We start from the raw sequence: 21,967 nt of genomic DNA, 5'->3' as shown, positions 1-21,967 counted from the left end.
GGATGATTCTCGGGCCATTTTCCTGTATGCTGTGCCCATCCCAAATCGTGAAAGGAAAGGATGATGTCCGAATTTCGCGGCGCTATCTGGTGGAACGAGTTGATGACGCATGATGTTGTCCATGCACAGGCCTGGTATCGCCGTGTCTGCGGATGGAGTTTTCGAACAACCCCGGCGGCGGATGGCGGGGAGTATCACGTCGCCTATCTCGGGGCGCAGCCGGTGGCGGGGATGCTCGATATCTCGCAGATGGCGCATCACGCGAAAACCCCGGCGCAATGGGTCACGTATATGGCGGTGGACGATATCGAAACCGCGCTGCACCAGGCCGAGACCGGCGGCGGGCGGATTGCCCGCGAACCGTTTGATGTGCCGCATGTGGGGCGGATTGCCATCGTGCATGATTGCGTTGGCGCACCGCTGGGGCTGATCGTTCCGGCATCGGCGGGCTGAGGTGCGGGTGGAGGACGATCCTTCGGCCTATCAGGGGTTCAAGCTGTGGCTGGCAATCCACGTTCCGCTGGAGCGCAACACGCTGCACTATCTTGTCGGGGCGGTGCTTGTGGCGGGGGCGGTGATCTGGTCGCGCAGGGGTTTGCGGCTCGGGCCATTCCTCATCGCGCTTGCGGTGGCACTGTTAATGGGCGTTGCGATGGAGCTGGCCGACCGGCGCGATGATCTGGCCAGCCTGGGCCATTGGCGCTGGCGGGCCAGTATCGCGGATATCTGTCGCACCATCGCCTTGCCCCTTGCGGGGGTCTTGCTGCTCTGGCGGGGGCGGCGCAACCGGGAGTGACCGGGGCACTTTACATCGGCGGCGTCTCTTGTAGGGTTCCGGTTCGCAAGCACCCGCGCAGATACGCGGCCTTTGACACTCACTCCCCCAACAGATTGGCATTTCATGACCCAGGTAAAAACCGGCGATACCGTTCGTATTCATTATACCGGAACCCTGCTTGACGGCAGCACCTTCGACAGCTCGGAAGGGCGCGATCCGCTGGAATTCGTCGTCGGGTCGGGCCAGATCATTCCCGGCCTGGACAGCGCCATTCCCGGCATGACCCTTGGCGAAAAGAAGATCGTGAACGTGCCCTGTGTCGAGGCATATGGCCCGATCCAGCCGGGCATGAAACAATCCGTGGCCCGTGATAACATCCCCGCCGAGATTCCGCTCGAGCTGGGCCTGCAACTCCAGATGCAGACACCAGAAGGACAGGTGTTGCCGGTGACGGTGGTCGAGATCGGCGAAGCCGAGGTTGAACTGGATGCCAATCACCCGCTGGCCGGGCAGGATCTGACCTTTGACATCGAACTGGTCTCGATCGCGGATTGAGCCGCCCCCGGTGTGGCGCGAGATTTCGCGCGCGGGTTGCGGGGTTTTGGGGTAGCATCCTGAAAACACTGGCCGCGCCGCGCGCCACAGGGGGGGATGAATCATGCTGACAGACCGCTATGGAAACGCCATTTCGACATCGTCGCAAGCGGCGCGGGATCACTACGATCATGGTGTAAGGCTGTTCCTTGGCGGTGAATTCGGCGCGTTGCAGGCCTTTGAAGCCGCGGTCGGGGCCGATCCGGGGTTTGCGCTTGGCCATGCGGCGCGGGCCCGTGCGGCGATGATGGTGGCGCAGATGCCGCTGGCCAAGACGGCGATTGCGCAGGCGCGGGCATTGGCCGCCAGGGCAACCCCGCGCGAGCAGCGGCATGTCGAATGTCTTGCCCTTCTCCTGTCCGGACAGGCGCAACGCGCCCGCATGGCGGTGATGGATCATGTTCGCGATGCCCCGCGCGACGCGCTTGCCGCGCAGCTCTGCGCCAGTGTCTTTGGCCTGATCGGTTTTTCCGGCGAGGTCGGGCGCGAGGCCGAGCTTCTGGCCTATACATCCGCGCTGTTGCCGCATTATGGCAACGATTGGTGGATGATGTCGATGCACGCGCTGTCGCTGTGCGAAACCGGTCAGATCGGCGCGTCGCTGGATTTGATGGAACGGTCTCTGGCGCTGAATCCCCGCAACGCCAATGGCGCGCATTTCAAGGCACATGCGCAATACGAGGCCGGTGAAACCGCGGCGGGGCGGGCCTATCTGAGCGCGTGGCTTGCCGATTATGACGACCGGGCGGTCCTGCACGGACACCTGCAATGGCACGTGGCGCTCTGGGCGCTACAGCAGGGTGACGAAGCGACCATGTGGGCGGCGGTCGATACCGGGATCGGACCGGGGGCGGCCAAGGGGCTGGCGATCAACGTTCTGACGGACACCGCCGCCATTCTCTATCGTGCGGAACTGGCGGGGCTGTCGGTCGGTCCTGAGCGCTGGAGGGCGCTGAGCGACTATGCGGCACAGATGTTCCCGCAAACCGGGCAGAGCTTTGCCGATCTGCATGCCGCGCTCAGCCACGCGATGGCGGGCGAGGGCGCGCGGCTGGCGCAGATCGCCGAAGAGGCCACCGGGTTTGCCGGCGACCTGATCAGGCCGCTGGCGCGGGCCTGGGGCGCAATTGCGCGCGAGAACTGGTCTCAAGCGCTGCAAGACCTTGTCCCGGTGATGCCCGTGACCGAGCGTGTCGGCGGCAGCCGGGCTCAGCGGGACCTGCTCGAACTGACCTATGCCAACGTGCTCATGCGGCTTGGCCAGGCAGACGAAGCCCGCCGCAGCCTTGCAACCCGGCGTCCGGTTCTCGCCGCCGCGCCGCCGCTTGCAGGCCTGTCCTGACGGCCCGTCGCACGCTCAGAGATAGTCGGGCTGCGGCATGCCCAGAACGTGATAGCCGCCATCGACGCGGATGATCTCGCCAGTGGTGCAGGCCCCGGCCTCGGAGGCGAGATAGACCGCGGTGCCGCCCACGGCCTCGAGCGTGGCGTTGCTGCGCAGGGGGGCGTTCTGGTCTGTATGCTTGTAGGTCTTGCGCGCCCCGCCAATGGCCGCACCGGCCAGTGTTTTCATCGGACCCGGCGATATCGCGTTCACCCGGATACCGTCGGGGCCCAGATCGTTGGCAAGATAGCGTGTGGCCGATTCCAGCGCCGCCTTGGCCACGCCCATCACGTTGTAATTCGGCGCGACCCGGTTGCTGCCCTGATAGGTGAGGGTCAGCAGGGTGCCGCCGTTCTCGATCATCATCGGATGCGCCCGGCGGGCCACGTCGATAAAGGAATAGGCGCTGATATCGAGGGAATTCTTGAAATTCGCGCGGCTGGTGTTCAGGAACCGCCCGGTCAGTTCGGACTTGTCCGAAAACGCAACCGCATGCACGACGAAATCAATCGTCGGCCAGCGGCTGGCCAGCTGTTCGAACGCCGCATCGAGCGAGGCATCATCGGTGACATCCGCGTCAACCATGAAGTCGGACCCGACCGAGGCGGCAAGGGGTTCGAGCCGTTTGCCAAAGGCCTCGCCCTGGTAGGTAAAGGCCAGTTCGGCCCCGGCTTCGTGCATGGCCCTGGCGATGCCCCATGCGATCGAACGGTCATTCGCGACCCCCATGATCAGGCCGCGTTTCCCTGCGAGTGCTTGTGTCATGTGTCGATCCTATCCCTTGAATTTCGACAGGATCATTGATCCGTTGGTGCCGCCAAAACCGAAACTGTTGGTCATCACGCTGTCCAGCCCGGCATTCCCGATTGTTTCGAGCGCGATTTCCGACGCATCGAGCGCCGGGTCAAGCGTTTCGACATTGATCGAGCGGGCGATGAAATCATTGTCGAGCATCAGCAGGCTGAAAATCGCCTCCAGCGCCCCCGCGGCCCCCTGGGCGTGGCCGGTCATCGACTTGGTCGAGCTGATCGGCGGGGTGCTGCCTTCGCCGAACACGCGGCGGACGGCTTCGACCTCGCCGACATCACCGACCGGGGTGCTGGTGCCGTGGGCGTTGATATAGCCGACCTTGCGCCCCTCGGGCAGCGATTGCAGCGCCAGCCGCATCGCGCGTTCGCCGCCTTCGCCGGACGGGGCAACCATGTCATGCCCGTCGCTGGTGGCGGCATAGCCGGTGACTTCGGCATAGATTTTCGCGCCGCGCGCCCTGGCATGTTCCAGTTCTTCGAGCACGACGATCCCGCCGCCGCCGGAAATCACGAAACCGTCGCGATTGGCGTCAAACGCCCGACTGGCCGTCTCGGGAGTGTCGTTATACTTGCTGCTCATGGCGCCCATGGCGTCAAACAGGCAGGACAGGGTCCAGTCCAGTTCCTCGCCGCCGCCGGCAAACATCACGTCCTGCTTGCCCAGCATGATCTGTTCGGCGGCGTTGCCAATGCAATGCAGGCTGGTCGAGCAGGCAGAGGTGATGGAATAGTTGATGCCCTTGATCTTGTAGGCCGTCGCGAGGTTGGCCGAAATCGTCGAGGACATGCATTTGGGCACGGCAAACGGGCCGATCCGCTTGGTCGCGCCGCTCTTCAGCACGGTCTGGTGCGCGGTCAACATGGCGCTGGTCGACGGGCCGCCGCTGCCTGCCACCAGGCCGGTGCGCGGGTTGACGATGTCGCTCTCGTCCAGCCCGGCATCGGCGATTGCCTCGTTCATCGCGATATAGGCATAGGCGGCACCGGGCCCCATGAAGCGCAGGGTGCGCTTGTCCACATGTTCGGCGGGATCGATCTTGAGCGTTCCGGCCACCTGGCTGCGGAACCCGTGTTCGGCCATGTCGGGGCTGGCGACAATGCCAGATGTCCCCGCCTTGAGCGAGGCGGTGACCTCGGCGGCGTTGGATCCGATCGAGGATACGATCCCCAACCCTGTGACAACTACTCGGCGCATCCAGGCACTCCTAAAACTCTGATCAGGCGTCCGACAGGACAACCCGCATTTCGCTGACTTCGTATATGAGCTCGCCATCGGCCTCGACAATGCCATCGGCCACGCCCATGGTCAGGCGCCGGGTCTGCATCGCCTTTCTGAAGTCGATCTTGTAGGTCAGCATCTTGCGGTCGGGGCGCACCATGCCCTTCAGTTTGACTTCGCCCACGCCCACGGCCATGCCGCGCCCCTGCCAGCCACGCCAGCCAAGGTTGAACCCGGTGAGCTGCCACAGCCCGTCAAGACCAAGACAGCCGGGCATGATCGGATTGCCGGGGAAATGGCATTCAAAGAACCACAGGTCGGGCGTGATGTCGAACTCGGCGAGCACATGGCCCTTGCCATGGCTGCCGCCATCGTCGCTGATCTCGGTGATGCGGTCCATCATCAGCATCGGCGGTTCCGGCAGCTGGGCATTTCCCGGGCCAAAAAGCTCGCCGCGCGCGCATTTCAGCAATGCTTCCTTGTCAAAGCTGCTGGGGTATTGAGCCATGCTGCTGCCTTTCCTCACAAATTCTGTACTCCGGTCTAGCACCGCGTTTGTACCGTCCGCAAGGGGACTGCTGGCGTGTAAAACATGGGTAGATGGCGTAGTTGCGACTGAATTTCAATTGAATTTCCGGTGGCGCGGCCCTTATATAGAGCAAAGGTGAAGAAGCGGGACGTAACGATGACCCCTAATGCGATGGGAAATGCCGCCAACTGGCTGGGCGAGGCAGGGCTGCGCCCCACCCGTCAGCGTCTGGCGCTGGCCGAATTGCTGGTGGGCGATGGCAAGCATCGCCATGTCACCGCCGAGAGCCTGTACGAAGCCGCGCAATCAACCGGTGCGGCGGTGTCGCTGGCCACGGTCTACAACACGTTGCGCGCGTTCTGTGATGTCGGGCTGTTGCAGGAGGTCACGGTGGATGGCTCCAAGAGCTATTTTGACACCAACACCCATGATCACCCGCATTTCTACTGGGAAGACGAGGGTCACCTGACCGACGCGCCGTCAGATCAGCTGGTGATCGCGCGGGTGCCGGATGCGCCCAGGGGGGCCGAGATTGCCTCGGTCGACGTGGTCATTCGCCTGCGCAAGACGACCTGAGCGAGTTCCGGATCATGTTTGTATGGCGGGCGCCGGATGCGGCCCGCCACATCATGCATGTGTCAGCCCGCGATCATTTCTGACTGGCGTACGATGACCTCGGCCTGTTTGATCGAGGCGATATCCACCAGGCGGCCTTTGTAGACGGTCGCGCCTTCGCCATTGGCCTTGGCCTGTTCCATCGCCGCGAGAATCTCGCGGGCTTCGGCCACGGCCTCGTCCGACGGGGTGAACACTTCGTTGGCGAGGGCGATCTGCTTGGGGTGGATGGCCCATTTACCAACCATGCCGAGGGTTGCCGAGCGTTTTGCCTGGGCGCGGAACCCGTCATCATCGGAAAAGTCGCCAAACGGACCGTCGACCGGCAAAACGCCATGGGTCCGGCAGGCCGCAACAATCGCCGTGTGGGCCCAGTGCCACGGATCGGACCAATGTTTCTGGCCGTCATGAATCATGTAGTAATTTTCCTGGGTGCCGCCGATTCCGGTGGTCTGCATCCCCATCGAGGCGGCAAAGTCCGCGGCGCCAAGGCTCATCGCCACCAGCCGGGGCGAGGCGGCGGCGATTTCCTCGACATGGGCGATGCCGGCGGCGCTTTCGATGATGACCTCGAAATCGATCTTCTTGCTGCGGCCTTTGGCGGCTTCGATGGCGGTCACCAGCGCGTCGACCGCATAAATGTCGCCGGCGCATCCGACCTTGGGAATCATGATCTGGTCCAGTCGCTCACCGGCCTGTTCCAACAGGTCAACCACGTCACGATACCACCAGGGCGTGTCGAGCCCGTTGATCCGCACCGAGAGGGTCTTGTTGCCCCAATCCACCTCGGAGATCGCCGCGATGACATTGGCGCGGGCCTGTTCCTTGTCGGTCGGGGCGACCGAATCCTCGAGATCGAGATTGATGACATCCGCGGCGCTGCTGGCCATCTTTTCGAACAAAGCGGTGCGCGAACCGGGGCCGAACAATTGGCAGCGGTTCGGCCGGGCCGGGGCGGCGGGTTGCAAACGAAAGCTCATGATTGGGCCTCTTGGGTAATGAAGTTGCGATTTTCTTGCCTCTGGAGGTATTAAATTGCGCTGCGCCACGCAAGGGTTATTGTGCGAGTGCAGAAAGTCCGGGAATGCGGCAGGCCTTTGATCCCGCCCGGGGTGGCTCGTGGCGAAGGAAAGTGATGCCGAGTTCGGATAGTGGCGAAGAATATTGCACATATCTTTCCATCCATCGAAGATTATCCCGAATATTTCCAAAAGCAGAGGCGAAACCGTATGCAATTCCGGAAGGATTGACGGAATCTGCCAAAAAATGTGAATCACCCGGAAGGATGCCTGCCATGATCGAGACTCCCTATCTGCTGTTCCTTGGGGACGCACCGGATCAACTCGCCGCGAAAGTCGCGCAGGGGATCAAGGATTGGCGGCCGGAGAACGCCGTCGGCCAGATCAGGCTTGCCGGGTGCCAGGCGGATGTCGGATTGACCGACATGACCCTGGAAGAAGCGCGCGCAGCCGGTGCCCGGACCCTGGTTATCGGCGTGGCAAACCGCGGCGGCGTGATCAGCCCGGCGTGGAAAGAAGTGCTGATCGCGGCGCTTGAGATGGGGTATGATCTGGCATCCGGCCTGCACAATCTGCTGCGGGACGAAGGCGATCTCGTGGCGGCCTCGCAGACCTTTGGCGGAACCCTGCATGACGTGCGCGTGCCGTCGGTGGGCTATCCGATTGCCAACGGCATCAAGCGCAGCGGCAAGCGGGTGCTGGCGGTGGGCACCGATTGTTCCGTGGGCAAGATGTACACGGCGTTGGCACTGGACGAATCGATGCGGCGCAAGGGCATGAAGAGCACCTTTCGGGCCACCGGCCAGACCGGCATCCTGATCACCGGGCACGGCGTGCCGCTGGATGCGGTAATCGCGGACTTCATGGCCGGGTCGATCGAGTATCTGACCCCCGACAATGACGAAGATCATTGGGACATCATCGAGGGGCAGGGCAGCCTGTTTCACGTGTCCTATTCCGGGGTCACCATGGCCCTGATCCATGGCGGGCAGCCCGATGCGCTGATCCTGAGCCACGAACCGAGCCGCGCCCATATGCGCGGGCTGCCGGGCTATGAGCTGCCATCACTGGAAGCGCTGCGCGATACGGTGTTGCCGCTGGCGCGGGTGGCGAACCCGGCGTGCGAGGTCGTGGGGATCTCGGTGAACACCCAGAAGATGGGCGAAGATGAGGCGCAGAGCTATCTTGCCGCGGTCGAGAAGCGGATGGGGCTTCCGGCGGTTGATCCGTTCCGTCAAAGTGCCGACAGGCTGGCCGACGCGCTCGCATCCCTGTAGGCCGGTTTGCGCGGCTGCCGTCGGAGCCTCCGGCGGGAGTATTTTGGCAAAGATGAAGGAGCGGGCCCGTGCAGATTGAAGTGACTCGCGATGTTTTCCGGCTGGCGCAGGTGTTTACCATCAGCCGGGGATCGCGCACCGAGGCGCAGGTGCTGACCTGTGCGGTTGGCGATGGCGGGGCGACGGGGCGCGGCGAATGCGTGCCCTATGCGCGCTATGACGAGACGCTGGACAGCGTACAGCAGCAGATCGAGCGCCTGCCGGAGCAGATCGACCGCGAGGCGCTGTATGACCTGTTGCCGGCTGGGGCGGCGCGAAACGCGGTGGATTGCGCGCTCTGGGATCTCGAGGCCAAGCGGGCGGGGCGGCGGGCCTGGGAATTGGCGGGGCTGGCCGCGCCGGGGCCGGAAATTACCGCCTATACCTTGTCGCTGGGCACGCCCGAGACCATGCGGGCGCAGGCGGCGCAGAATGCCCATCGTCCGTTGCTCAAGATCAAGCTGGGGACACCGGATGACATGCCCCGGCTTGAGGCCGTGCGCGAGGGGGCTCCGAAGGCGCGGATCATCGTTGATGCGAACGAAGGCTGGTCGGCGGATGTTTACGCGGATCTGGCGCCGCATCTCGTGCGGTTGGGGGTGGCGCTGGTTGAGCAGCCCTTGCCGGCGGGACAGGATGACGCGTTGCTGGGCATGGAGCGTCCGGTGCCGGTCTGTGCGGATGAGAGTTGCCATGACCGCCAGAGCCTGGCCAGCCTGAAGGGCAAGTATGACGTGGTTAACATCAAGCTGGACAAGACCGGCGGGCTGACCGAGGCGTTGCGCCTGCGCCAGGAGGCGCTGGCGGCGGGGTATCGGGTGATGGTTGGCTGTATGGTGGGGTCATCGCTGGCGATGGCCCCTGCCGTCCTGTTGGCGCAGGGTGCGATGATTACGGATCTTGACGGCCCGCTATTGTTGGCAGAAGACAGGCGGGAACCTTTGATCTATGATGGCGCCGGGGTGCATCCTCCACGTGCCGAACTGTGGGGATGAACATGCGGACCGTCTATGTGAATGGCGAATACCTGCCTGAAAACGAAGCGAAAATCTCGATCTTTGACCGGGGTTTCCTGATGGCGGATGGCGTCTATGAAGTGACCAGCGTGCTGGATGGCAAGCTGATCGATTTTGACGGGCATGCGGCGCGGCTCGAGCGTTCTCTTGGGGAACTGGACATGGCCAGCCCGGTGAGCCGGGACGAACTCCTGGCGATTCACCGGGAGCTGGTTTTGCAAAACGGCATTGATCAGGGCATGATCTATCTGCAAATCACCCGGGGCGCGCCGGCGGATCGCGATTTTGCCTTTCCGGACCCGGACGAGACACCATCGTCCATCGTGTTGTTCACCCAGAACAAGCCGAACCTCGCGGATAACCCTGTTGCAAGGAAAGGCATCAGGATCATTTCGATCGAGGATGTCCGTTGGGGGCGTCGCGACATCAAGACCGTGCAGCTGCTCTATCCCAGCATGGGCAAGATGATGGCCAAGAAGGCCGGTGTCGACGATGCGTGGCTGGTGCAGGACGGGTTCGTGACCGAGGGTACCAGCAACAACGCCTATATCGTCAAGGGTGGCAAGATCATCACCCGCGAACGGTCCAACGACATCTTGCATGGCATCACCCGGGCCGCGGTTCTGCGCTTTGCCGCCGAGGCGCAGATGCAGGTCGAGGAACGCAACTTTACCATCGCCGAAGCGCAGGAAGCGGACGAGGCGTTCATTACTTCGGCGAGCACCTTTGTCATGCCGGTGGTCGAAATCGACGGTGCCCAGCTTGGGGATGGCGCGCCCGGTCCGGTTGCGGCCCGGCTGCGCGAGATTTATCTTGAAGAAAGCCGCAAGGTGGCGATCTGAGACAATTGGGGGCCGGGTCTTGCCGGCCCATTTCCATGGCAGACAGGCCCGGTGATCGCCGCCAGGTCGCCAGAAAACGCAACGCGCCGGAGCCTGTCGCATGACTATGTCCATCCTGTCCCTATTGGTTTTGGCAGGTGTTGCCTTGCTGGCGTTGTCGGTGTTTCGCACGCGTCGTATGGCGGCCGAGGCGGAACGGCTGGTGCCGCAGGCGGGCGAGATCGTGCCCGTGGCGGGGGGCAGCGTGCATTATGTCGACCTTGGGCCCCGGGACGGGCAGCCGCTTGTGATGATCCACGGGCTGAGCGGACAGTTGCAGCATTTCACCTATGCGCTTGCCGGGCTGTTGGCCACGACCTATCGGGTCATCGTGTTGGACCGGCCCGGCTGTGGCTATTCCACGCGGGAGTCTGACGGGCTCGCGGACCCGCGCGCGCAGGGGCGGATGATTGCCGAGATGCTCGACAAGCTGAAGGTCGAACGCCCGGTCCTGGTGGGGCATTCGCTGGGCGGTGCGGTGTCGCTGGCGATGGCGCTGGACCGGCCCGAGCGGGTAGGGGCGCTGGCTCTGCTCTGCCCGGCGACGCAGCATCAGGAGGCGGTGCCCGAGGTCTTCCGGGGGCTGCTGGTCAACTCGCCAAAGGTGCGGCGCCTGATCGGGGCGACGATTGCGGTGCCCATGGCGGCGGCGACCAAGGATCGCGTGCTGGGCATGGTGTTCCACCCCGAGACACCGAGCCAGAACTTCATGATCGGTGCCGGGGCCGCGTTGGGCTTGCGGCCGGGGGCATTTGTGGCGGCCTCTGCCGATGCGGTGGCGCTGGCGGCGGTGGGCAAGGCGCAAACCGAACGCTATGCCGGGGAGTTGCGCGTGCCGGGCGGCATCCTGTTTGGCGCGGCCGATGCGATCCTGTCCCCGTCAGTGCATGGGTACAGTATGCAGGTTCACGGGTTGGACTTTGAAACCCTCCCGGAACGGGGGCACATGATCCCGATGACCGCACCTCGGGAATGCGCCGATTTCATTATCCGGATGGCGGCCAAGGCGACCTAGGACGATATTCCCTCGCCAATCGCGACGAGGTGATTGTCCCATGCGAGGTCCGATTTGCGATTGGCCCGCATGTTGTCTGCGGTTACGGACCATGTGCCGCCAAGCCCGTCGGTCATGAGAAACCCGGTCTCGTGGCCGGTGGCGATTCCACAGGCGTCGGCGCGGCGATGCGCCGTGATCAATGCGCCGCTGCGATCATATAGCTGAACCCGCCCGCCACGGGGTGAGGTGATGGCCACATGTGTTCCCGACCGGTCAAATGCGACGCTGCCGGCATAGCCCCGCATGGAAATTGCATTGGCCAGGTCGGTCTGAGCCAGCAGAGCCGGCGCTCCCCGCCGATGCAGGCCCAGGAGCGGCACCGGTTCAGTTGGATCGCCCTGCCATTGCATGGCAAAGGCCAGCGTTCCATCGGGCGCGCTGGCGAGGTGCCGGATCGAGGCATGGTGCAGCTCGGGGGCGGGTTCGACCTGTTCGATCAGGCCGCCATCCGCGGTCAGATAGCTCAGGTTGGGGCGCATCGTGTCGAGATTGAGCTTGTCGCGCCCCTGCGACGGATGGGTGCGGATGCCGCCATTGGCGACGGCCAGAACATCATCCTTGAGGCGCAGAATGTCATGCGGTCCAATTCCGCCCGAGGCAATTTCGCCGATGCGGCGATACCCTTCGCGGCGCAACCAGAGCCCGATGCGGCCGGTGCCGCTGTCGATATGGTTCTCGGTCGTGCACAGGATATCGCCGCCCGCGACATAGGTGCCGTGGCCATAGAAATGATGGCCTTCGGGCGCGGCCAGGCGGTGACTGATCCGGCCATTCCCGCAATCGATCACCAGCGCGAAGGACCCCGGTCTGCGGGCAAAGGCGACGGCCTCGGCGGCACGGGGGTGCGCGGCGGCGGCATGGCCACGCCCGGGCAGCGGGATGCGAAAGAGCGGTTCGGCGCGCGCCGACAGGCCATGCAGGGCATAGCTGCCGTCGGGCTCGCGGGCGGCGGCCAGATAGGCGGGCCCACCAAGCTCCGCCCAGCCAATTACCGGGGCCGTGGCGGCGGCAAGTGCCGTGGTCAGAAAGCGTCGGCGGTTCTGCATCGCCTAGTCACCATCGGCAGAATTGAACCCGGCGCGAACGCCAAGGGCGGGGCCGATTTCCTGTTCGATGGCATCCCCGATTGCATGCACCCGTTGTTGCAGCGCTTCAACGCGCAGCCGGCCCTGGACGGAGGTGACATCGGCAAAGACCGGGTCGGGCCGGTCCGCGGCCTTGAGGGCCAGCGCAAAGGCGGCGTTGGTGCGGGGTGTCGGTGCCGTCGCAAGCGTTTGTGCAAGGTCTTGCAGCGCGATCAGCGACAGCGTCACATTGCGCAGCGAGCGCCCCGAACGGCGCGTTTCCGCGCGGTTGGGGCGGGGGCGGTCAGCGCTGCCCATCGGGCGACCCAGCCTTTGATCGGCGGTAAATTCCAGCCCGGTCAACAGCGCGGTATACAGGGTCTGTGCCGCTTCATCCGCGCTCAGATAGGTGTCGTTGCCGGGCGCACCAGCGGTCAGCAGCCGCTGTGAATGGTCCTCGCGCCATTCGGTGTCGATGCCGGCCCCCATGCGTGCAAGATCGGTTGCCATGGCACGGGCGAGGCCGCAAGTGTAGTCTTGCGTGGTGTAACTGGCAAGCGCCGGATCGTATAGCAGCCGTTCCAGCGCAAACAGGCCGCGCCCCGCGACCGAGACCTGTGCAAATGCCTCCGGATCGTTTGCCGCAATGTCCTGATCGTCAATAAGGGCGTTGACGGTTTTCTGGACCAAGCCACGGGTGTCGGGCCAGAAGGCAATGGCAAGCGCGCGGCCATCCGCTTCGATAGGGCCAAAGGCGAGGTGGCTGATTCCCAGCCAGGCATCGAAAGTCGCGTTCCATGGCGCACGCAGCGCATTGGGGCGGCAATCGGCATCGGCGGTTTCCGCGAGCGTCCCGCTGGCCTGGGCAAAGGCCGCCGTGCCGGGCAGGATATGTGCGTTCACCACTTCCGAAGGCCCGGCGTGGGCCGGGGCCGAGGTCAGGGCGGGGGCAGCGACAAGAACGAGCACGAGGGCGAGGCGCATCACAGGCTTTCCAGATAGCGGATCAGCGCAGCGCGATCCTGTTTGGGCATTTCGATCACCGCATCGCGGGCGGATTGTGCTTCGCCACCATGCCAGAGGATCGCTTCGAGCAGGTTGCGCGCGCGGCCATCATGCAACAGGAACGTATGGCCGCTGACGGTTTCGGTCATGCCGATCCCCCAGAGCGGCGCGGTCCGCCATTCGCGGCCGTTGGCCCGCCCTTCGGGGCGGTTGTCGGCCAGCCCATCCCCCATGTCGTGCAGCAGCAGATCGGTATGGGGCCAGATCAGCTGAAAGCTCTGTTCGGGCTGATCGCGTAGCCTGTGGGTCACGAATTTTGGCCTGTGACAGGCGGCGCATCCGACGGCGAAAAACTGTTCCTTGCCGCGCAGGACCTTCGGGTCGCCTTCGTTCCTGCGCGCGGGAACGGCGAGGTTGCGGGAATAGAACGTAACGAGATCGAGCCCTTCGGCGTCGATTTCCGTTACCCGATTGTCGCCATCGCCATGCGGCCCCGCCAGGCAATCGACCTGCTTTGCGGTGCAATCGCCGGCGGGGGCGGGAAAGAGCGGGCTGGAAATGCCGATATCCCCGGCAAAGGCGGCGGCGGATTGCTCCGCGACCGTCGGTGCCCCGGCTTTCCAGCCAAATCGACCCAGCATGGGTTGATCATGCGCCACCGACCACACGATCTGGGCCTTGCCCGAAATGCCGTCCCCGTCCAGATCGTCGGGATCGGCGGCGGCGAGGATATCCGCGGCGGGGATGGTTTCGAGCAGGCCAAGGCCAAGCATGTGCGGGGCCACGCGGGGGCTGAGCATCGCGCCCGGGGCCAGCGGGCCATAGCCAAGGTCGGCGGCGCGATAGCGGGGCGCGCGCAGGGTCGCGGTTTCGCCATCCGACAGCGCCACCTCGATTTCGTCATAGGCAATGTCGAGCCGGTATTCCGCCGGGTGGCCGGCGACCCCGAAATCCTGCATCTGGCCGCCATAGACCGGGTCGGGGCGGGTGCGCGGCGTGTCATCGCCAAGCCTGTGCAGGTAGGTTTCGATGGCTGACATCGCGTCGGCCCGCGTCGCCGGAACCGAGATGCGCAGGAACATCGACACCGCGTCATCGCCGGGGCTGTTCGGCGGATGCCCGCGCCCGTCCTTGAGATGGCAGCGTTGACAGGAACGGGCATTGTAGAGCGGCCCAAGCCCGTCAGACCCCAGCGTCGACGACGGAGACGAAACCCAGAGCTTGCGAAACAGGCCATTGCCGACCTTGAACTGCAATTCGCGTTCAAAGCTGATATTGGCCGAAGGCTGCGAAAATGCGTTGCTGTCCTTGCGTGCCCGCACCGTGGCGGCTCCGGCAGGGCGGGCTTCGAACGGTTCCGCGGTGCTGAAATCCGACGGGTCGGCAGTGACCCTGGCAATCCGGGCTGCCTCGGCCTCGGTTCGGGGAACAATGGCGAGATGTGGTTCGGCAAGGTCCGGGCGCGGTTGGGCGCCAAGCATAGACGATGTCAGTACGGCGGCGAGAAGCAGCGCGATATCCCGGATCCTGGTCATTCTGTCCCTGTCCCGATCGGGCGCACCCGCCCTGCCAGCGGCAAAAAGGCACCGCGATACGATGCCTTTTCATCCCCAGGCCGTTGCGGGTTGCGCCGCGAAGGGCCGCAACCCGTAAGCGGCGCATTAATCCTCGGCTTCGTCCGCCGGTTTCGCGTTGAGCAGCGCATAGCCCTGTTCGCCCAGCGACTTGTGCAGGTCGAGCTGTGTCTCAAGATAGTCGATATGGCCTTCTTCATCGGCAATCAGCTCTTCGAACAGTGCCTTGCTGACGTAATCGGAAACGCTTTCGCAGTGATCGCGCGCCTCGATATACAGGGTCCGGGCCTCGTGCTCGGCCGCCAGGTCGGCTTCGAGCGTTTCCTTGAGGTTTTCGCCGATCCGCAACGAATCGAGCTTTTGCAGATTCGGGTGGCCCTCAAGAAAGATGATCCGCTCGATCAGCTTGTCCGCGTGGTGCATCTCTTCGATGCTCTCCGCGCGGGATTTGTCGGCAATGCGGCCAAAGCCCCAGTCTTCCTGAAGACGGTAGTGCAGCCAGTACTGACTGACCGCCGTCAGCTCGCTGCGCAGAGCCTTGTTAAGGTATTCAATTACCTTTTTGTCGCCTTTCATCGGGAATGTCCTTGTGCCGATGCGCGGCCAGCCCGCGCAATTCCATTGGGACTCCGATTGTGTCACAGGACTTCATGGTGTCAAGGAACACCGGCAGGCAGCCGCCGCATTCCGCGCGCTTGCCAAGCGCGCGGTAGATCTTGCCGGGGGTGATGATCGTCTCGGGATCCGATGCGCGCATCCAGTCGACGGCGCTGCGGATCTCGTGATCGGTGATCGAGTTGCAATGACAGACAATCATGTTCTTTATTCCTGAAACAGCAAGCTCACTGGAAAACGGCGTCGGGGTTGTCGAGGCTGTCCGAGCCTTCGAACCCGATCTCATCAAGGTTCAGCGTGGTCACGGCCCGCTCGATCGAACGGGTCTGGGCCACCAGCGCGTTCACCGCCGCCATGATGATCGCCTCGCCCTGGGCATTGCCGCGTTCCAGCATCATGTCATAGCTGAAGCCATTCTCTGCGGCGCTGCGCAGCAGGCCGAGTTCGGTCATCGTGTTGTCCAGGCTTTCGCGCAGCTCGGTGTCGACGGTGCTGTCGATTTCCGCGACCAGGTCCGACAGGGACGGGCCCGAAACGGTGCCGCCGTCGACGCGCGCATACTCGCCCAGATAGACATTGCGAATGCCCAGACCGTCGTAATAGTGGCTCATATGGGTGTTGTCGGAAAAGCAATCATGCTCTTCCTCGGGATCGTTCAGCATCAGCCCGAGCTTCATCCGTTCCCCGGCCTGTTCCCCATAGCTCAGGCTGCCCATGCCGGTCAGGATCGCCTTGATACCCGCATCGTGGTCCGACAAGAGCGTGCCCCGGCCCTCGCCGTCGCTGCCCCATTGGGCGGTCATCCACTCAAGATCGCTCACCAGCAGATCGGTGGCCGCCCCGAGATAGGCGGCGCGGCGATCGCAATTGCCGTTTGTGCAATCGTCACCCGACGCGTAGTCGGTCCAGGGGCGTTCGCCGGCGCCCTTGTCGGTGCCGTTCAGGTCCTGGCCCCACAGCAGGAATTCGATGGCGTGATAGCCGGTGGCGACATTGGCTTCGACCTCATCCGCCTCGTGCAGGGTCGTTTCGAGCAGGTCGGGCGTGATGTCGGTGGCGTCGATCTCTTCGCCCGAGAGCGTAAAGGTCGGATTGGCGACGACGTTCAGCCCGGCATAGGCGTTTTCATCGGTCGCGCCGCCATAGGACGGGTCGACATAGTCGATCAAACCTTCATCCAGCGGCCAGGCATTCACCTTGCCCTCCCAATCATCGACAATGGCATTGCCGAACCGGAAGGCTTCGGTCTGCTGGTAGGGAACCCGCGCGGCCAACCATGCGGCGCGGGCGGCGGCCAATGTCTCGGCGGAGGGGCTGGCAATCAGCGCGTTCACCGCGGTTTGCAGCGCGCGGGCCGTTGCCAGGCTGTCTCCATAGGCGGCCTCGGCGATGTTGGCATAGGTGTCGAGCACCTCGGCCTTGGTCGCGGCAAGGGCCGGCAGGCTGGTCAGGGCTGTGGCAGCCAGGACTGGCAGGGCGAGACGTTTCATGTGGATTGCTCCGTTAGTGCAGGTGTCGGGGTTGAGGTTGGGTCGTGTCGGGCAGGTCTGCCGCCATGTTGCGCGAAATCTGCAACAGGACCGGGCCGAGATTGCTGGCCAGCTGTACCGCGTGCCACGCGGCGCCACCCGACAGCAACGTGGTCGCAAACAGCAGCGCATCGTCGCGATCCTGGGTGGCGGCGGCGGTGATCATCTGGGCAAAGGCGCTTTCGTGGCCGCCAAAGCAACGACAGTTCAGCCCGTGCCGCATCAGGGGGCAGCGCCCGCACCGCAGCATCATGCGCAGCAGCGTGTTGAAATCCTCATAGCGCAGGTCGCCCTCTTCGGCGCCAAGCACCCGGCGGAAATCGGCGATCATCTGTGCCTTGCCCGAGCCGCCGTCACACCAGGCCCGCAGGTACAGGATCGCCATGCGTTCCATCGGCGGCAATTCCTGCATCTGGCCGACCGGCGCAGCGCCACGGGAGGGGACGAAATGCTGGCTCATTTGGTCAGGATCAACTTGCCGGCACGGGTGATGCGCAGGGAATAGACCTGACCATCCAGAACCAGCAACGCCTGGTCGCCGCCATTGGTCAGCGTACGCACGTCATAGCCCGGCGTTTCGGTCAGGGCGTTGATGTCGATCATCTTGGGGGTCGAGGCGGTGCTGTTCATTGTTTCGCCTCCCCGCTGCGGCGAACCTGCTCAAGCAGCGCTATATCCGCATCCACGCTTTCAGATGCCAGTTGCAGCAGGTCGGGCCAGGAGGCCGCGGCCATGTATCGGGTGCGTTGCGGTGCCGGTTGGTACCCGGACGCGGGACGCAAAGGTGCCGGATATGTCATCAACATTCCTTTCATTGCTCAGGGTCCGGGCTGCCCTGACCGAACAGGGTGGCTGGGTGTTGCACATATTTCTGACTAAAATGCTGGGATTTGTAAACCCGATTCTTTTGATCGGAAAATGGGCGGGGCGGTTTTCCTGCCTGTTTGCATGATGTTCGGGCATCCGGCGGGCGCGGCGTTTGCACCCCGGGGGCAATCGCGGCTTGCGGAGCGACACAAAACCAACTAAAAGAATCAACATTATGTGCCGCCGGTCCCGACGGCCATCCAGCCATGGGTGCCACCGCACCGCGCCCCAGCCAGGCCTCATCAGAAATCACGAGACCGACAGAGGTGAACATGGCACTTGATGGCAACCCGACCCCCGAGGAAATCCGTCAGGCACAAGCGGACAACCCCAGGACCCGAGAACGGGACCTTGCCGAAAACCTTGGCATATCCGAGGCCGAGCTGGTGGCGGCCCGGATCGGGCGTGGCGTGACCCGGCTCGCGCCGCATCCGGATGGGATCATGGCGGCGGCCTGCGGGCTGGGCGAGGTCATGGCGCTGACGCGCAATCGTTCGGTGGTGCATGAAAAGATCGGGGTCTATGCCAATTATCACTCGGGCATGCATGCGTCGATGGTGCTGAATGACGCCATCGACCTGCGGCTGTTCCCCAAGCACTGGCACCATGCCTATGCGGTCGAAAAGCCCACCGATGCCGGTATCCGCCGGAGCCTTCAGATGTTCGACGCGGCGGGGGATGCGGTGCACAAGATTTTTCTGCGCGAACGGTCCGACCTGGACGCCTGGTCGCGGGCGGTTGACGGGTTGCGCCATGAACAGCAGTCCGAAACCCTGTCGGTCAATGCCCGCCCGCCGGTCGAGGCCGCCCGGCCGAACCCCTCCAAGCTTGAGGTCTTGCGCCAGGAATGGGCACGCCTGACGGATACCCACCAGTTCCTGACCCTGACCGCGCGGTTGCGGATGAACCGGCTGGGAGCCTATCGCATCGCCGGCGCGCCCTTTGTGCGGCAACTCGAACCCGGCGCGGTGGTGGACATGTTGCGGGCGGTACAGGCCGAAGGCATCGGCGTCATGGTCTTTGTGGGCAATCGCGGCTGTATCCAGATCCATTCCGGCCCGATCCAGACGCTGCGGCCGATGGGGCCGTGGCAGAATGTGCTGGACGCGGGATTCAGCCTGCATTTGCGGCAGGATCACGTGGCCGAGGTCTGGGCGGTGGACAAGCCGACCAAGCGCGGCCCGGCGGTGTCGGTCGAGGCGTTCGACGCCGAGGGTGGGCTGATCTTTCAGGTTTTCGGCCTTGGCAAGGAGGGCCGTGACGATCGTCCGGCCTGGCGTGGCATCGTCGCGGGCTTGCCGGGCCTTGATGGCGGGGCACCCTGATGCGGCGGCCCGGGATCGCCGGCCTGTGCGGCGCGCTGTTGCTGGCGCTGGCGGCCGGAGACGTGCGGGCCGGAGAGGCGGATGTCGTCTCTGCCGGGGGCTCGATCACCGAGATCGTCTTTGCGCTTGGGGAGCAGGACCGGCTGGTGGCGCGCGACACCACATCCACCTATCCCGATGCGGCGCGGGCGCTGCCCAATGTGGGCTATCTGCGGGCGTTGTCTCCGGAAGGGGTTCTGGCGCTCAGGCCCGGGCTGATCCTCGCCGAAGAGGATGCCGGCCCGCCCGAGACGCTCGAGGTGCTGCGCGCGGCGGGGGTGCCGCTGGTGCTGATCCCGGATGACCCCAGCCCGGAAGGGATCACCGCCAAGATCCGCGCGGTTGGCGATGCGTTGGGGGCGCCGGAGCGCGCCGATCAACTGGCACGGCAGGTCACCGACCAGATGCGCGCCGTGGCCGGGCGTGCTGCCGGTCTTGCCGATCATGCGCGCAAACGCGTGTTGTTCGTGCTCAGCCTGCAAGGCGGGCGTGTCCTCGCGGCGGGCGAAGAGACCAAGGCGGCGTCGGTGATCGAACTGGCCGGGGCCGTCAATGCGATGGCCGGGTTCACCGGCTATAAACCCGTGACCGAAGAGGCGATCATCGCCGCCGCGCCCGATATCATCCTGATGATGGACAGGGGCGGCGCACAGCCGGTGGATGACGCTGCCGTTCTTGCGATGCCGGCCATCGCCGCGACACCGGCAGGGCGAAACAAGGCCGTGATCCGGATGGATGGCCAATACCTGCTGGGCTTTGGGCCGCGTACAGCGCGGGCGGTCACCGATCTGGCCACGCGCATTTACGGCCCCGCCGGGTCATGACCGCGACCCTGGCGGCGGATGCCGAGGCGATCGATAATCGTCACGTCCGGGCGCGCCGCCTGGGTGTTCTGCTGGGGATGCTGTTGCTGGGCGTGGCGACGGCCAGCCTTGCAATGGGGGCGGCGGGCACGTCGCTGTGGCATGCGCTGGCGGACCTGGGGCAGGGGCGCAGACTTGCCCCGGTGGACCAGGCGATCCTGTGGAACATCCGCTTGCCGCGCACGGTGATGGCGATCCTTGTCGGGGCGGCGCTTGCCGTGTCCGGGGCGGTTCTTCAGGGGCTGTTTCGCAATCCGCTGGCCGATCCGGCGCTGGTCGGCGTCAGTTCGGGGGCCGCACTTGGTTCCATTGGCGCGATTGTTCTCGGGGCGGGGCTGCCTGCCGGTGTGCTTCGGGTCGCGGGGCCGCATCTGGTGCCGCTGGCGGCATTTGCCGGGAGCTGGATCACGATCATCGTGCTCTACCGGCTCTCGACACGCGGCGGGCAGACCTCGGTTGCAACCATGCTGCTGGGCGGGATCGCCATTGGCGCGATGACGGCGGCAGGGTCCGGCCTGTTGATCTATCTTGCCGACGACCAGCAATTGCGCGATCTCAACTTCTGGCAGCTGGGCTCGCTCTCGGCCTCTACATGGCAACGGGTCATGGTCGCCGCACCGATCATCCTGGTGGCACTGTTGGCCTCGCCGGTGCTCGCGCGTGGCCTGAACGCGCTGGCACTGGGCGAAGCCCCGGCGGTGCATCTGGGCATTCCGGTGCAGCGTCTCAAGACATTGGCCGTGCTCGTGGTGGCCGCGGCGACGGGGGCGGCGGTTGCGGTTTCGGGCGGCATCGGCTTTGTCGGGATCGTGGTGCCGCATCTGCTGCGGTTGGCGTCCGGTCCCGATCATCGCACCCTGTTGCCCAACGCGGCGTTGCTGGGGGCCAGCCTGCTGCTGGCGGCGGACATTCTCGCACGGATCGTGATCGCACCTGCCGAACTGCCGATCGGCATCGTGACCGCGATCCTTGGCGCGCCCGTGTTCCTGTGGATCCTGATGCAGCGGCGCATGGACCTGATGCCATGATGATTCAGGCCAGCGGGATTTCGGTGACATTCGGGCGGCGCGGCGTTCTGTTCGGCGTGGATTTTACCGCCAGAGCGGGCGAGATCACCGCGATTGTCGGGCCGAACGGGTCGGGCAAGACGACGCTGCTGCGCGCCCTTTGCGACGAGATTCCCCATGACGGACAGGTGCGGATCAATGGCCGGTCCATCACGAGCTTTGACGGCGCGGAACTGGCGACGATCCGGGCGGTGCTGCCGCAATCTGTGACGCTTGCCTTTGCCTTTACCGTGGCCGAGGTCGTGAACCTGGGGCAGACCGCCCGCGCGGCGCGGCCATCTGCCGATGTGCCGAGGCGGGCACTCGCCGCGGTTGGCCTGGCCGGGTATGGCGCGCGCAGATACCAGGACCTGTCGGGCGGCGAACAGCAGCGCGTGCAATTGGCTCGGGTCCTCGTGCAGGTGTGGGAGCCGTTGGTCGATGGCACCCCCCGCTGGCTGTTGCTGGACGAACCGGTGGCGAGCCTGGATATCGGTCACCAGTTGATGGTGATGCGCCTGGCGCAGGATTTTGCCGCGCGCGGCGGTGGCGTGATCGCGGTGATGCATGATCTGAATCTCACGGCATTGTTTGCCGACAAGGTCGTGCTGATGCGGCTGGGGCGTGTCGCGGCCGCCGGGACGGTCGAGCAGGTGATGACCGATGCGACGCTGACGGCGGCCTATGGGCCGGCCCTGCGCGTCAATGCCGCGCCCGCCGATGGCAGCGTCTTCGTGCTGCCTCACAGTGCCGCCTGAACCGGCCAGGCCGGGCGCGGCATTGACGGCGTGAACTTTAATGCATACACAAACAAATGCAGACA

26 protein-coding genes are annotated in these 21,967 nt (G+C 64.5%); 13 read left to right on the top strand and 13 right to left on the bottom strand.

Annotated features, from left to right (window positions below; genetic code table 11):
• The first annotated feature begins 63 nt into the window (after positions 1-63).
• The 4 genes from ACP15R_RS06575 (at position 64) to ACP15R_RS06560 (ending at position 2,714) form a co-directional block, all read left to right on the top strand.
• Positions 64-453, top strand: coding sequence for a VOC family protein (locus ACP15R_RS06575; RefSeq protein ID WP_424985593.1), 390 nt, complete (start codon positions 64-66; stop codon positions 451-453).
• Positions 454-460: 7 nt separating this feature from the next.
• Positions 461-796, top strand: coding sequence for a hypothetical protein (locus ACP15R_RS06570; RefSeq protein ID WP_424985592.1), 336 nt, complete (start codon positions 461-463; stop codon positions 794-796).
• A gap of 105 nt (positions 797-901) precedes the next feature.
• Positions 902-1,333 carry an FKBP-type peptidyl-prolyl cis-trans isomerase gene (locus ACP15R_RS06565; protein WP_424985591.1) on the top strand — a complete coding sequence of 144 codons (432 nt, stop codon included), beginning with the start codon at positions 902-904 and terminating at the stop codon, positions 1,331-1,333.
• Between the two features lie 103 nt (positions 1,334-1,436).
• Positions 1,437-2,714, top strand: a complete 1,278-nt coding sequence (locus ACP15R_RS06560) for a tetratricopeptide repeat protein (RefSeq protein ID WP_424985590.1) — start codon at positions 1,437-1,439, stop codon at positions 2,712-2,714.
• Between the two features lie 15 nt (positions 2,715-2,729).
• Here ACP15R_RS06560 and ACP15R_RS06555 read toward each other — a convergent pair whose 3' ends face one another.
• Genes ACP15R_RS06555 through fabA form a run of 3 tightly spaced genes read right to left on the bottom strand, consistent with a single transcriptional unit; the run spans position 2,730 to position 5,292 of the window.
• Positions 2,730-3,521, bottom strand: coding sequence for an enoyl-ACP reductase FabI (locus ACP15R_RS06555; RefSeq protein WP_424985589.1), 792 nt, complete (start codon positions 3,519-3,521; stop codon positions 2,730-2,732).
• Positions 3,522-3,530: 9 nt separating this feature from the next.
• The gene (fabB, locus tag ACP15R_RS06550) at positions 3,531-4,760 is read right to left on the bottom strand and encodes a beta-ketoacyl-ACP synthase I (RefSeq protein WP_424985588.1); all 1,230 of its coding nucleotides are present in this window, start codon (positions 4,758-4,760) and stop codon (positions 3,531-3,533) included.
• A 22-nt stretch (positions 4,761-4,782) separates the two neighbouring features.
• Positions 4,783-5,292 carry a bifunctional 3-hydroxydecanoyl-ACP dehydratase/trans-2-decenoyl-ACP isomerase gene (gene fabA / locus ACP15R_RS06545; RefSeq protein ID WP_424985587.1) on the bottom strand — a complete coding sequence of 170 codons (510 nt, stop codon included), beginning with the start codon at positions 5,290-5,292 and terminating at the stop codon, positions 4,783-4,785.
• A 177-nt stretch (positions 5,293-5,469) separates the two neighbouring features.
• Here fabA and irr point away from each other — a divergent pair, with 177 nt between their 5' ends.
• Positions 5,470-5,889 (top strand): Fur family transcriptional regulator Irr, encoded by a 420-nt coding sequence (gene irr, locus ACP15R_RS06540; RefSeq protein WP_424985586.1) that lies wholly within the window; start codon positions 5,470-5,472, stop codon positions 5,887-5,889.
• A gap of 62 nt (positions 5,890-5,951) precedes the next feature.
• On the opposite strand, the gene ACP15R_RS06535 is transcribed toward irr, so the two are convergent.
• Positions 5,952-6,908 (bottom strand): L-malyl-CoA/beta-methylmalyl-CoA lyase, encoded by a 957-nt coding sequence (locus ACP15R_RS06535; protein WP_424985585.1) that lies wholly within the window; start codon positions 6,906-6,908, stop codon positions 5,952-5,954.
• Between the two features lie 76 nt (positions 6,909-6,984).
• Complete coding sequence (locus ACP15R_RS06530) at positions 6,985-7,224, bottom strand: hypothetical protein (protein WP_424985584.1); 240 nt, start codon at positions 7,222-7,224, stop codon at positions 6,985-6,987.
• On the opposite strand from ACP15R_RS06530, the gene dgcN reads away from it, so the two are divergent.
• The 4 genes from dgcN (at position 7,223) to ACP15R_RS06510 (ending at position 11,175) form a co-directional block, all read left to right on the top strand.
• The gene (gene dgcN / locus ACP15R_RS06525) at positions 7,223-8,224 is read left to right on the top strand and encodes an N-acetyltransferase DgcN (protein WP_424985583.1); all 1,002 of its coding nucleotides are present in this window, start codon (positions 7,223-7,225) and stop codon (positions 8,222-8,224) included. The genes ACP15R_RS06530 and dgcN overlap by 2 nt on opposite strands.
• Positions 8,225-8,292: 68 nt before the next feature.
• A complete protein-coding gene (dgcA, locus tag ACP15R_RS06520; RefSeq protein ID WP_424985582.1) occupies positions 8,293-9,258 on the top strand; it encodes an N-acetyl-D-Glu racemase DgcA in 966 nt (321 codons plus the stop codon).
• A gap of 2 nt (positions 9,259-9,260) precedes the next feature.
• Complete coding sequence (locus ACP15R_RS06515) at positions 9,261-10,121, top strand: D-amino-acid transaminase (RefSeq protein ID WP_424985581.1); 861 nt, start codon at positions 9,261-9,263, stop codon at positions 10,119-10,121.
• Between the two features lie 100 nt (positions 10,122-10,221).
• Entirely contained in the window at positions 10,222-11,175 is a 954-nt protein-coding gene (locus ACP15R_RS06510) for an alpha/beta fold hydrolase (RefSeq protein WP_424985580.1), read from the top strand.
• On the opposite strand, the gene ACP15R_RS06505 is transcribed toward ACP15R_RS06510, so the two are convergent.
• The 8 genes from ACP15R_RS06505 to hemP all read right to left on the bottom strand — a co-directional run bounded on the left by ACP15R_RS06505 (position 11,172) and on the right by hemP (position 17,634).
• Entirely contained in the window at positions 11,172-12,263 is a 1,092-nt protein-coding gene (locus ACP15R_RS06505; protein WP_424985579.1) for a DUF1513 domain-containing protein, read from the bottom strand. The two genes, ACP15R_RS06510 and ACP15R_RS06505, sit on opposite strands and share 4 nt — an antisense overlap.
• 3 nt (positions 12,264-12,266) lie before the next feature.
• The gene (locus ACP15R_RS06500) at positions 12,267-13,265 is read right to left on the bottom strand and encodes an imelysin family protein (RefSeq protein WP_424985578.1); all 999 of its coding nucleotides are present in this window, start codon (positions 13,263-13,265) and stop codon (positions 12,267-12,269) included.
• Positions 13,265-14,821 (bottom strand): di-heme oxidoredictase family protein, encoded by a 1,557-nt coding sequence (locus ACP15R_RS06495; RefSeq protein ID WP_424985577.1) that lies wholly within the window; start codon positions 14,819-14,821, stop codon positions 13,265-13,267. The genes ACP15R_RS06500 and ACP15R_RS06495 overlap by 1 nt, the downstream gene beginning before the upstream one ends.
• Positions 14,822-14,947: 126 nt before the next feature.
• Positions 14,948-15,436 (bottom strand): bacterioferritin, encoded by a 489-nt coding sequence (gene bfr / locus ACP15R_RS06490; RefSeq protein ID WP_424985576.1) that lies wholly within the window; start codon positions 15,434-15,436, stop codon positions 14,948-14,950.
• Complete coding sequence (locus ACP15R_RS06485) at positions 15,411-15,677, bottom strand: (2Fe-2S)-binding protein (protein WP_424985575.1); 267 nt, start codon at positions 15,675-15,677, stop codon at positions 15,411-15,413. The genes bfr and ACP15R_RS06485 overlap by 26 nt, the downstream gene beginning before the upstream one ends.
• A gap of 25 nt (positions 15,678-15,702) precedes the next feature.
• Positions 15,703-16,965 carry an imelysin family protein gene (locus tag ACP15R_RS06480; protein WP_424985574.1) on the bottom strand — a complete coding sequence of 421 codons (1,263 nt, stop codon included), beginning with the start codon at positions 16,963-16,965 and terminating at the stop codon, positions 15,703-15,705.
• A gap of 13 nt (positions 16,966-16,978) precedes the next feature.
• Complete coding sequence (locus ACP15R_RS06475) at positions 16,979-17,464, bottom strand: hypothetical protein (protein ID WP_424985573.1); 486 nt, start codon at positions 17,462-17,464, stop codon at positions 16,979-16,981.
• Positions 17,461-17,634, bottom strand: a complete 174-nt coding sequence (hemP, locus tag ACP15R_RS06470) for a hemin uptake protein HemP (protein WP_424985572.1) — start codon at positions 17,632-17,634, stop codon at positions 17,461-17,463. The genes ACP15R_RS06475 and hemP overlap by 4 nt, the downstream gene beginning before the upstream one ends.
• A gap of 509 nt (positions 17,635-18,143) precedes the next feature.
• On the opposite strand from hemP, the gene ACP15R_RS06465 reads away from it, so the two are divergent.
• Genes ACP15R_RS06465 through ACP15R_RS06450 form a run of 4 tightly spaced genes read left to right on the top strand, consistent with a single transcriptional unit; the run spans position 18,144 to position 21,902 of the window.
• Positions 18,144-19,196, top strand: a complete 1,053-nt coding sequence (locus tag ACP15R_RS06465) for a hemin-degrading factor (RefSeq protein ID WP_424985571.1) — start codon at positions 18,144-18,146, stop codon at positions 19,194-19,196.
• The gene (locus ACP15R_RS06460) at positions 19,196-20,059 is read left to right on the top strand and encodes a heme/hemin ABC transporter substrate-binding protein (protein ID WP_424985570.1); all 864 of its coding nucleotides are present in this window, start codon (positions 19,196-19,198) and stop codon (positions 20,057-20,059) included. Before ACP15R_RS06465 ends, ACP15R_RS06460 begins: the two co-directional genes overlap by 1 nt.
• Positions 20,056-21,126, top strand: coding sequence for a FecCD family ABC transporter permease (locus tag ACP15R_RS06455; RefSeq protein ID WP_424985569.1), 1,071 nt, complete (start codon positions 20,056-20,058; stop codon positions 21,124-21,126). The genes ACP15R_RS06460 and ACP15R_RS06455 overlap by 4 nt, the downstream gene beginning before the upstream one ends.
• Positions 21,123-21,902, top strand: a complete 780-nt coding sequence (locus tag ACP15R_RS06450; RefSeq protein ID WP_424985568.1) for a heme ABC transporter ATP-binding protein — start codon at positions 21,123-21,125, stop codon at positions 21,900-21,902. The genes ACP15R_RS06455 and ACP15R_RS06450 overlap by 4 nt, the downstream gene beginning before the upstream one ends.
• Positions 21,903-21,967 lie beyond the last annotated feature (65 nt).

This window comes from Microbulbifer sp. S227A (assembly GCF_049800935.1).
The sequence above is the reverse complement of the archived record's forward strand: the minus strand, read 5'-3'. Positions and strand labels throughout refer to the sequence as shown.

Bases quoted from the DNA above. Each gene is read 5' to 3' on its own strand.
- ACP15R_RS06575 (WP_424985593.1), top strand. From the start codon at position 64: ATGTCCGAATTTCGCGGCGCTATCTGGTGGAACGAGTTGATGACGCAT.
- ACP15R_RS06565 (WP_424985591.1), top strand. From the start codon at position 902: ATGACCCAGGTAAAAACCGGCGATACCGTTCGTATTCATTATACCGGA.
- ACP15R_RS06560 (WP_424985590.1), top strand. From the start codon at position 1,437: ATGCTGACAGACCGCTATGGAAACGCCATTTCGACATCGTCGCAAGCG.
- ACP15R_RS06555 (WP_424985589.1), bottom strand. From the start codon at position 3,521: ATGACACAAGCACTCGCAGGGAAACGCGGCCTGATCATGGGGGTCGCG.
- fabB (WP_424985588.1), bottom strand. From the start codon at position 4,760: ATGCGCCGAGTAGTTGTCACAGGGTTGGGGATCGTATCCTCGATCGGA.
- fabA (WP_424985587.1), bottom strand. From the start codon at position 5,292: ATGGCTCAATACCCCAGCAGCTTTGACAAGGAAGCATTGCTGAAATGC.
- irr (WP_424985586.1), top strand. From the start codon at position 5,470: ATGACCCCTAATGCGATGGGAAATGCCGCCAACTGGCTGGGCGAGGCA.
- ACP15R_RS06535 (WP_424985585.1), bottom strand. From the start codon at position 6,908: ATGAGCTTTCGTTTGCAACCCGCCGCCCCGGCCCGGCCGAACCGCTGC.
- dgcN (WP_424985583.1), top strand. From the start codon at position 7,223: ATGATCGAGACTCCCTATCTGCTGTTCCTTGGGGACGCACCGGATCAA.
- ACP15R_RS06530 (WP_424985584.1), bottom strand. From the start codon at position 7,224: ATGGCAGGCATCCTTCCGGGTGATTCACATTTTTTGGCAGATTCCGTC.
- ACP15R_RS06515 (WP_424985581.1), top strand. From the start codon at position 9,261: ATGCGGACCGTCTATGTGAATGGCGAATACCTGCCTGAAAACGAAGCG.
- ACP15R_RS06510 (WP_424985580.1), top strand. From the start codon at position 10,222: ATGACTATGTCCATCCTGTCCCTATTGGTTTTGGCAGGTGTTGCCTTG.
- ACP15R_RS06505 (WP_424985579.1), bottom strand. From the start codon at position 12,263: ATGCAGAACCGCCGACGCTTTCTGACCACGGCACTTGCCGCCGCCACG.
- ACP15R_RS06500 (WP_424985578.1), bottom strand. From the start codon at position 13,265: ATGCGCCTCGCCCTCGTGCTCGTTCTTGTCGCTGCCCCCGCCCTGACC.
- ACP15R_RS06495 (WP_424985577.1), bottom strand. From the start codon at position 14,821: ATGACCAGGATCCGGGATATCGCGCTGCTTCTCGCCGCCGTACTGACA.
- bfr (WP_424985576.1), bottom strand. From the start codon at position 15,436: ATGAAAGGCGACAAAAAGGTAATTGAATACCTTAACAAGGCTCTGCGC.
- ACP15R_RS06485 (WP_424985575.1), bottom strand. From the start codon at position 15,677: ATGATTGTCTGTCATTGCAACTCGATCACCGATCACGAGATCCGCAGC.
- ACP15R_RS06480 (WP_424985574.1), bottom strand. From the start codon at position 16,965: ATGAAACGTCTCGCCCTGCCAGTCCTGGCTGCCACAGCCCTGACCAGC.
- ACP15R_RS06475 (WP_424985573.1), bottom strand. From the start codon at position 17,464: ATGAGCCAGCATTTCGTCCCCTCCCGTGGCGCTGCGCCGGTCGGCCAG.
- hemP (WP_424985572.1), bottom strand. From the start codon at position 17,634: ATGAACAGCACCGCCTCGACCCCCAAGATGATCGACATCAACGCCCTG.
- ACP15R_RS06465 (WP_424985571.1), top strand. From the start codon at position 18,144: ATGGCACTTGATGGCAACCCGACCCCCGAGGAAATCCGTCAGGCACAA.
- ACP15R_RS06460 (WP_424985570.1), top strand. From the start codon at position 19,196: ATGCGGCGGCCCGGGATCGCCGGCCTGTGCGGCGCGCTGTTGCTGGCG.
- ACP15R_RS06455 (WP_424985569.1), top strand. From the start codon at position 20,056: ATGACCGCGACCCTGGCGGCGGATGCCGAGGCGATCGATAATCGTCAC.
- ACP15R_RS06450 (WP_424985568.1), top strand. From the start codon at position 21,123: ATGATGATTCAGGCCAGCGGGATTTCGGTGACATTCGGGCGGCGCGGC.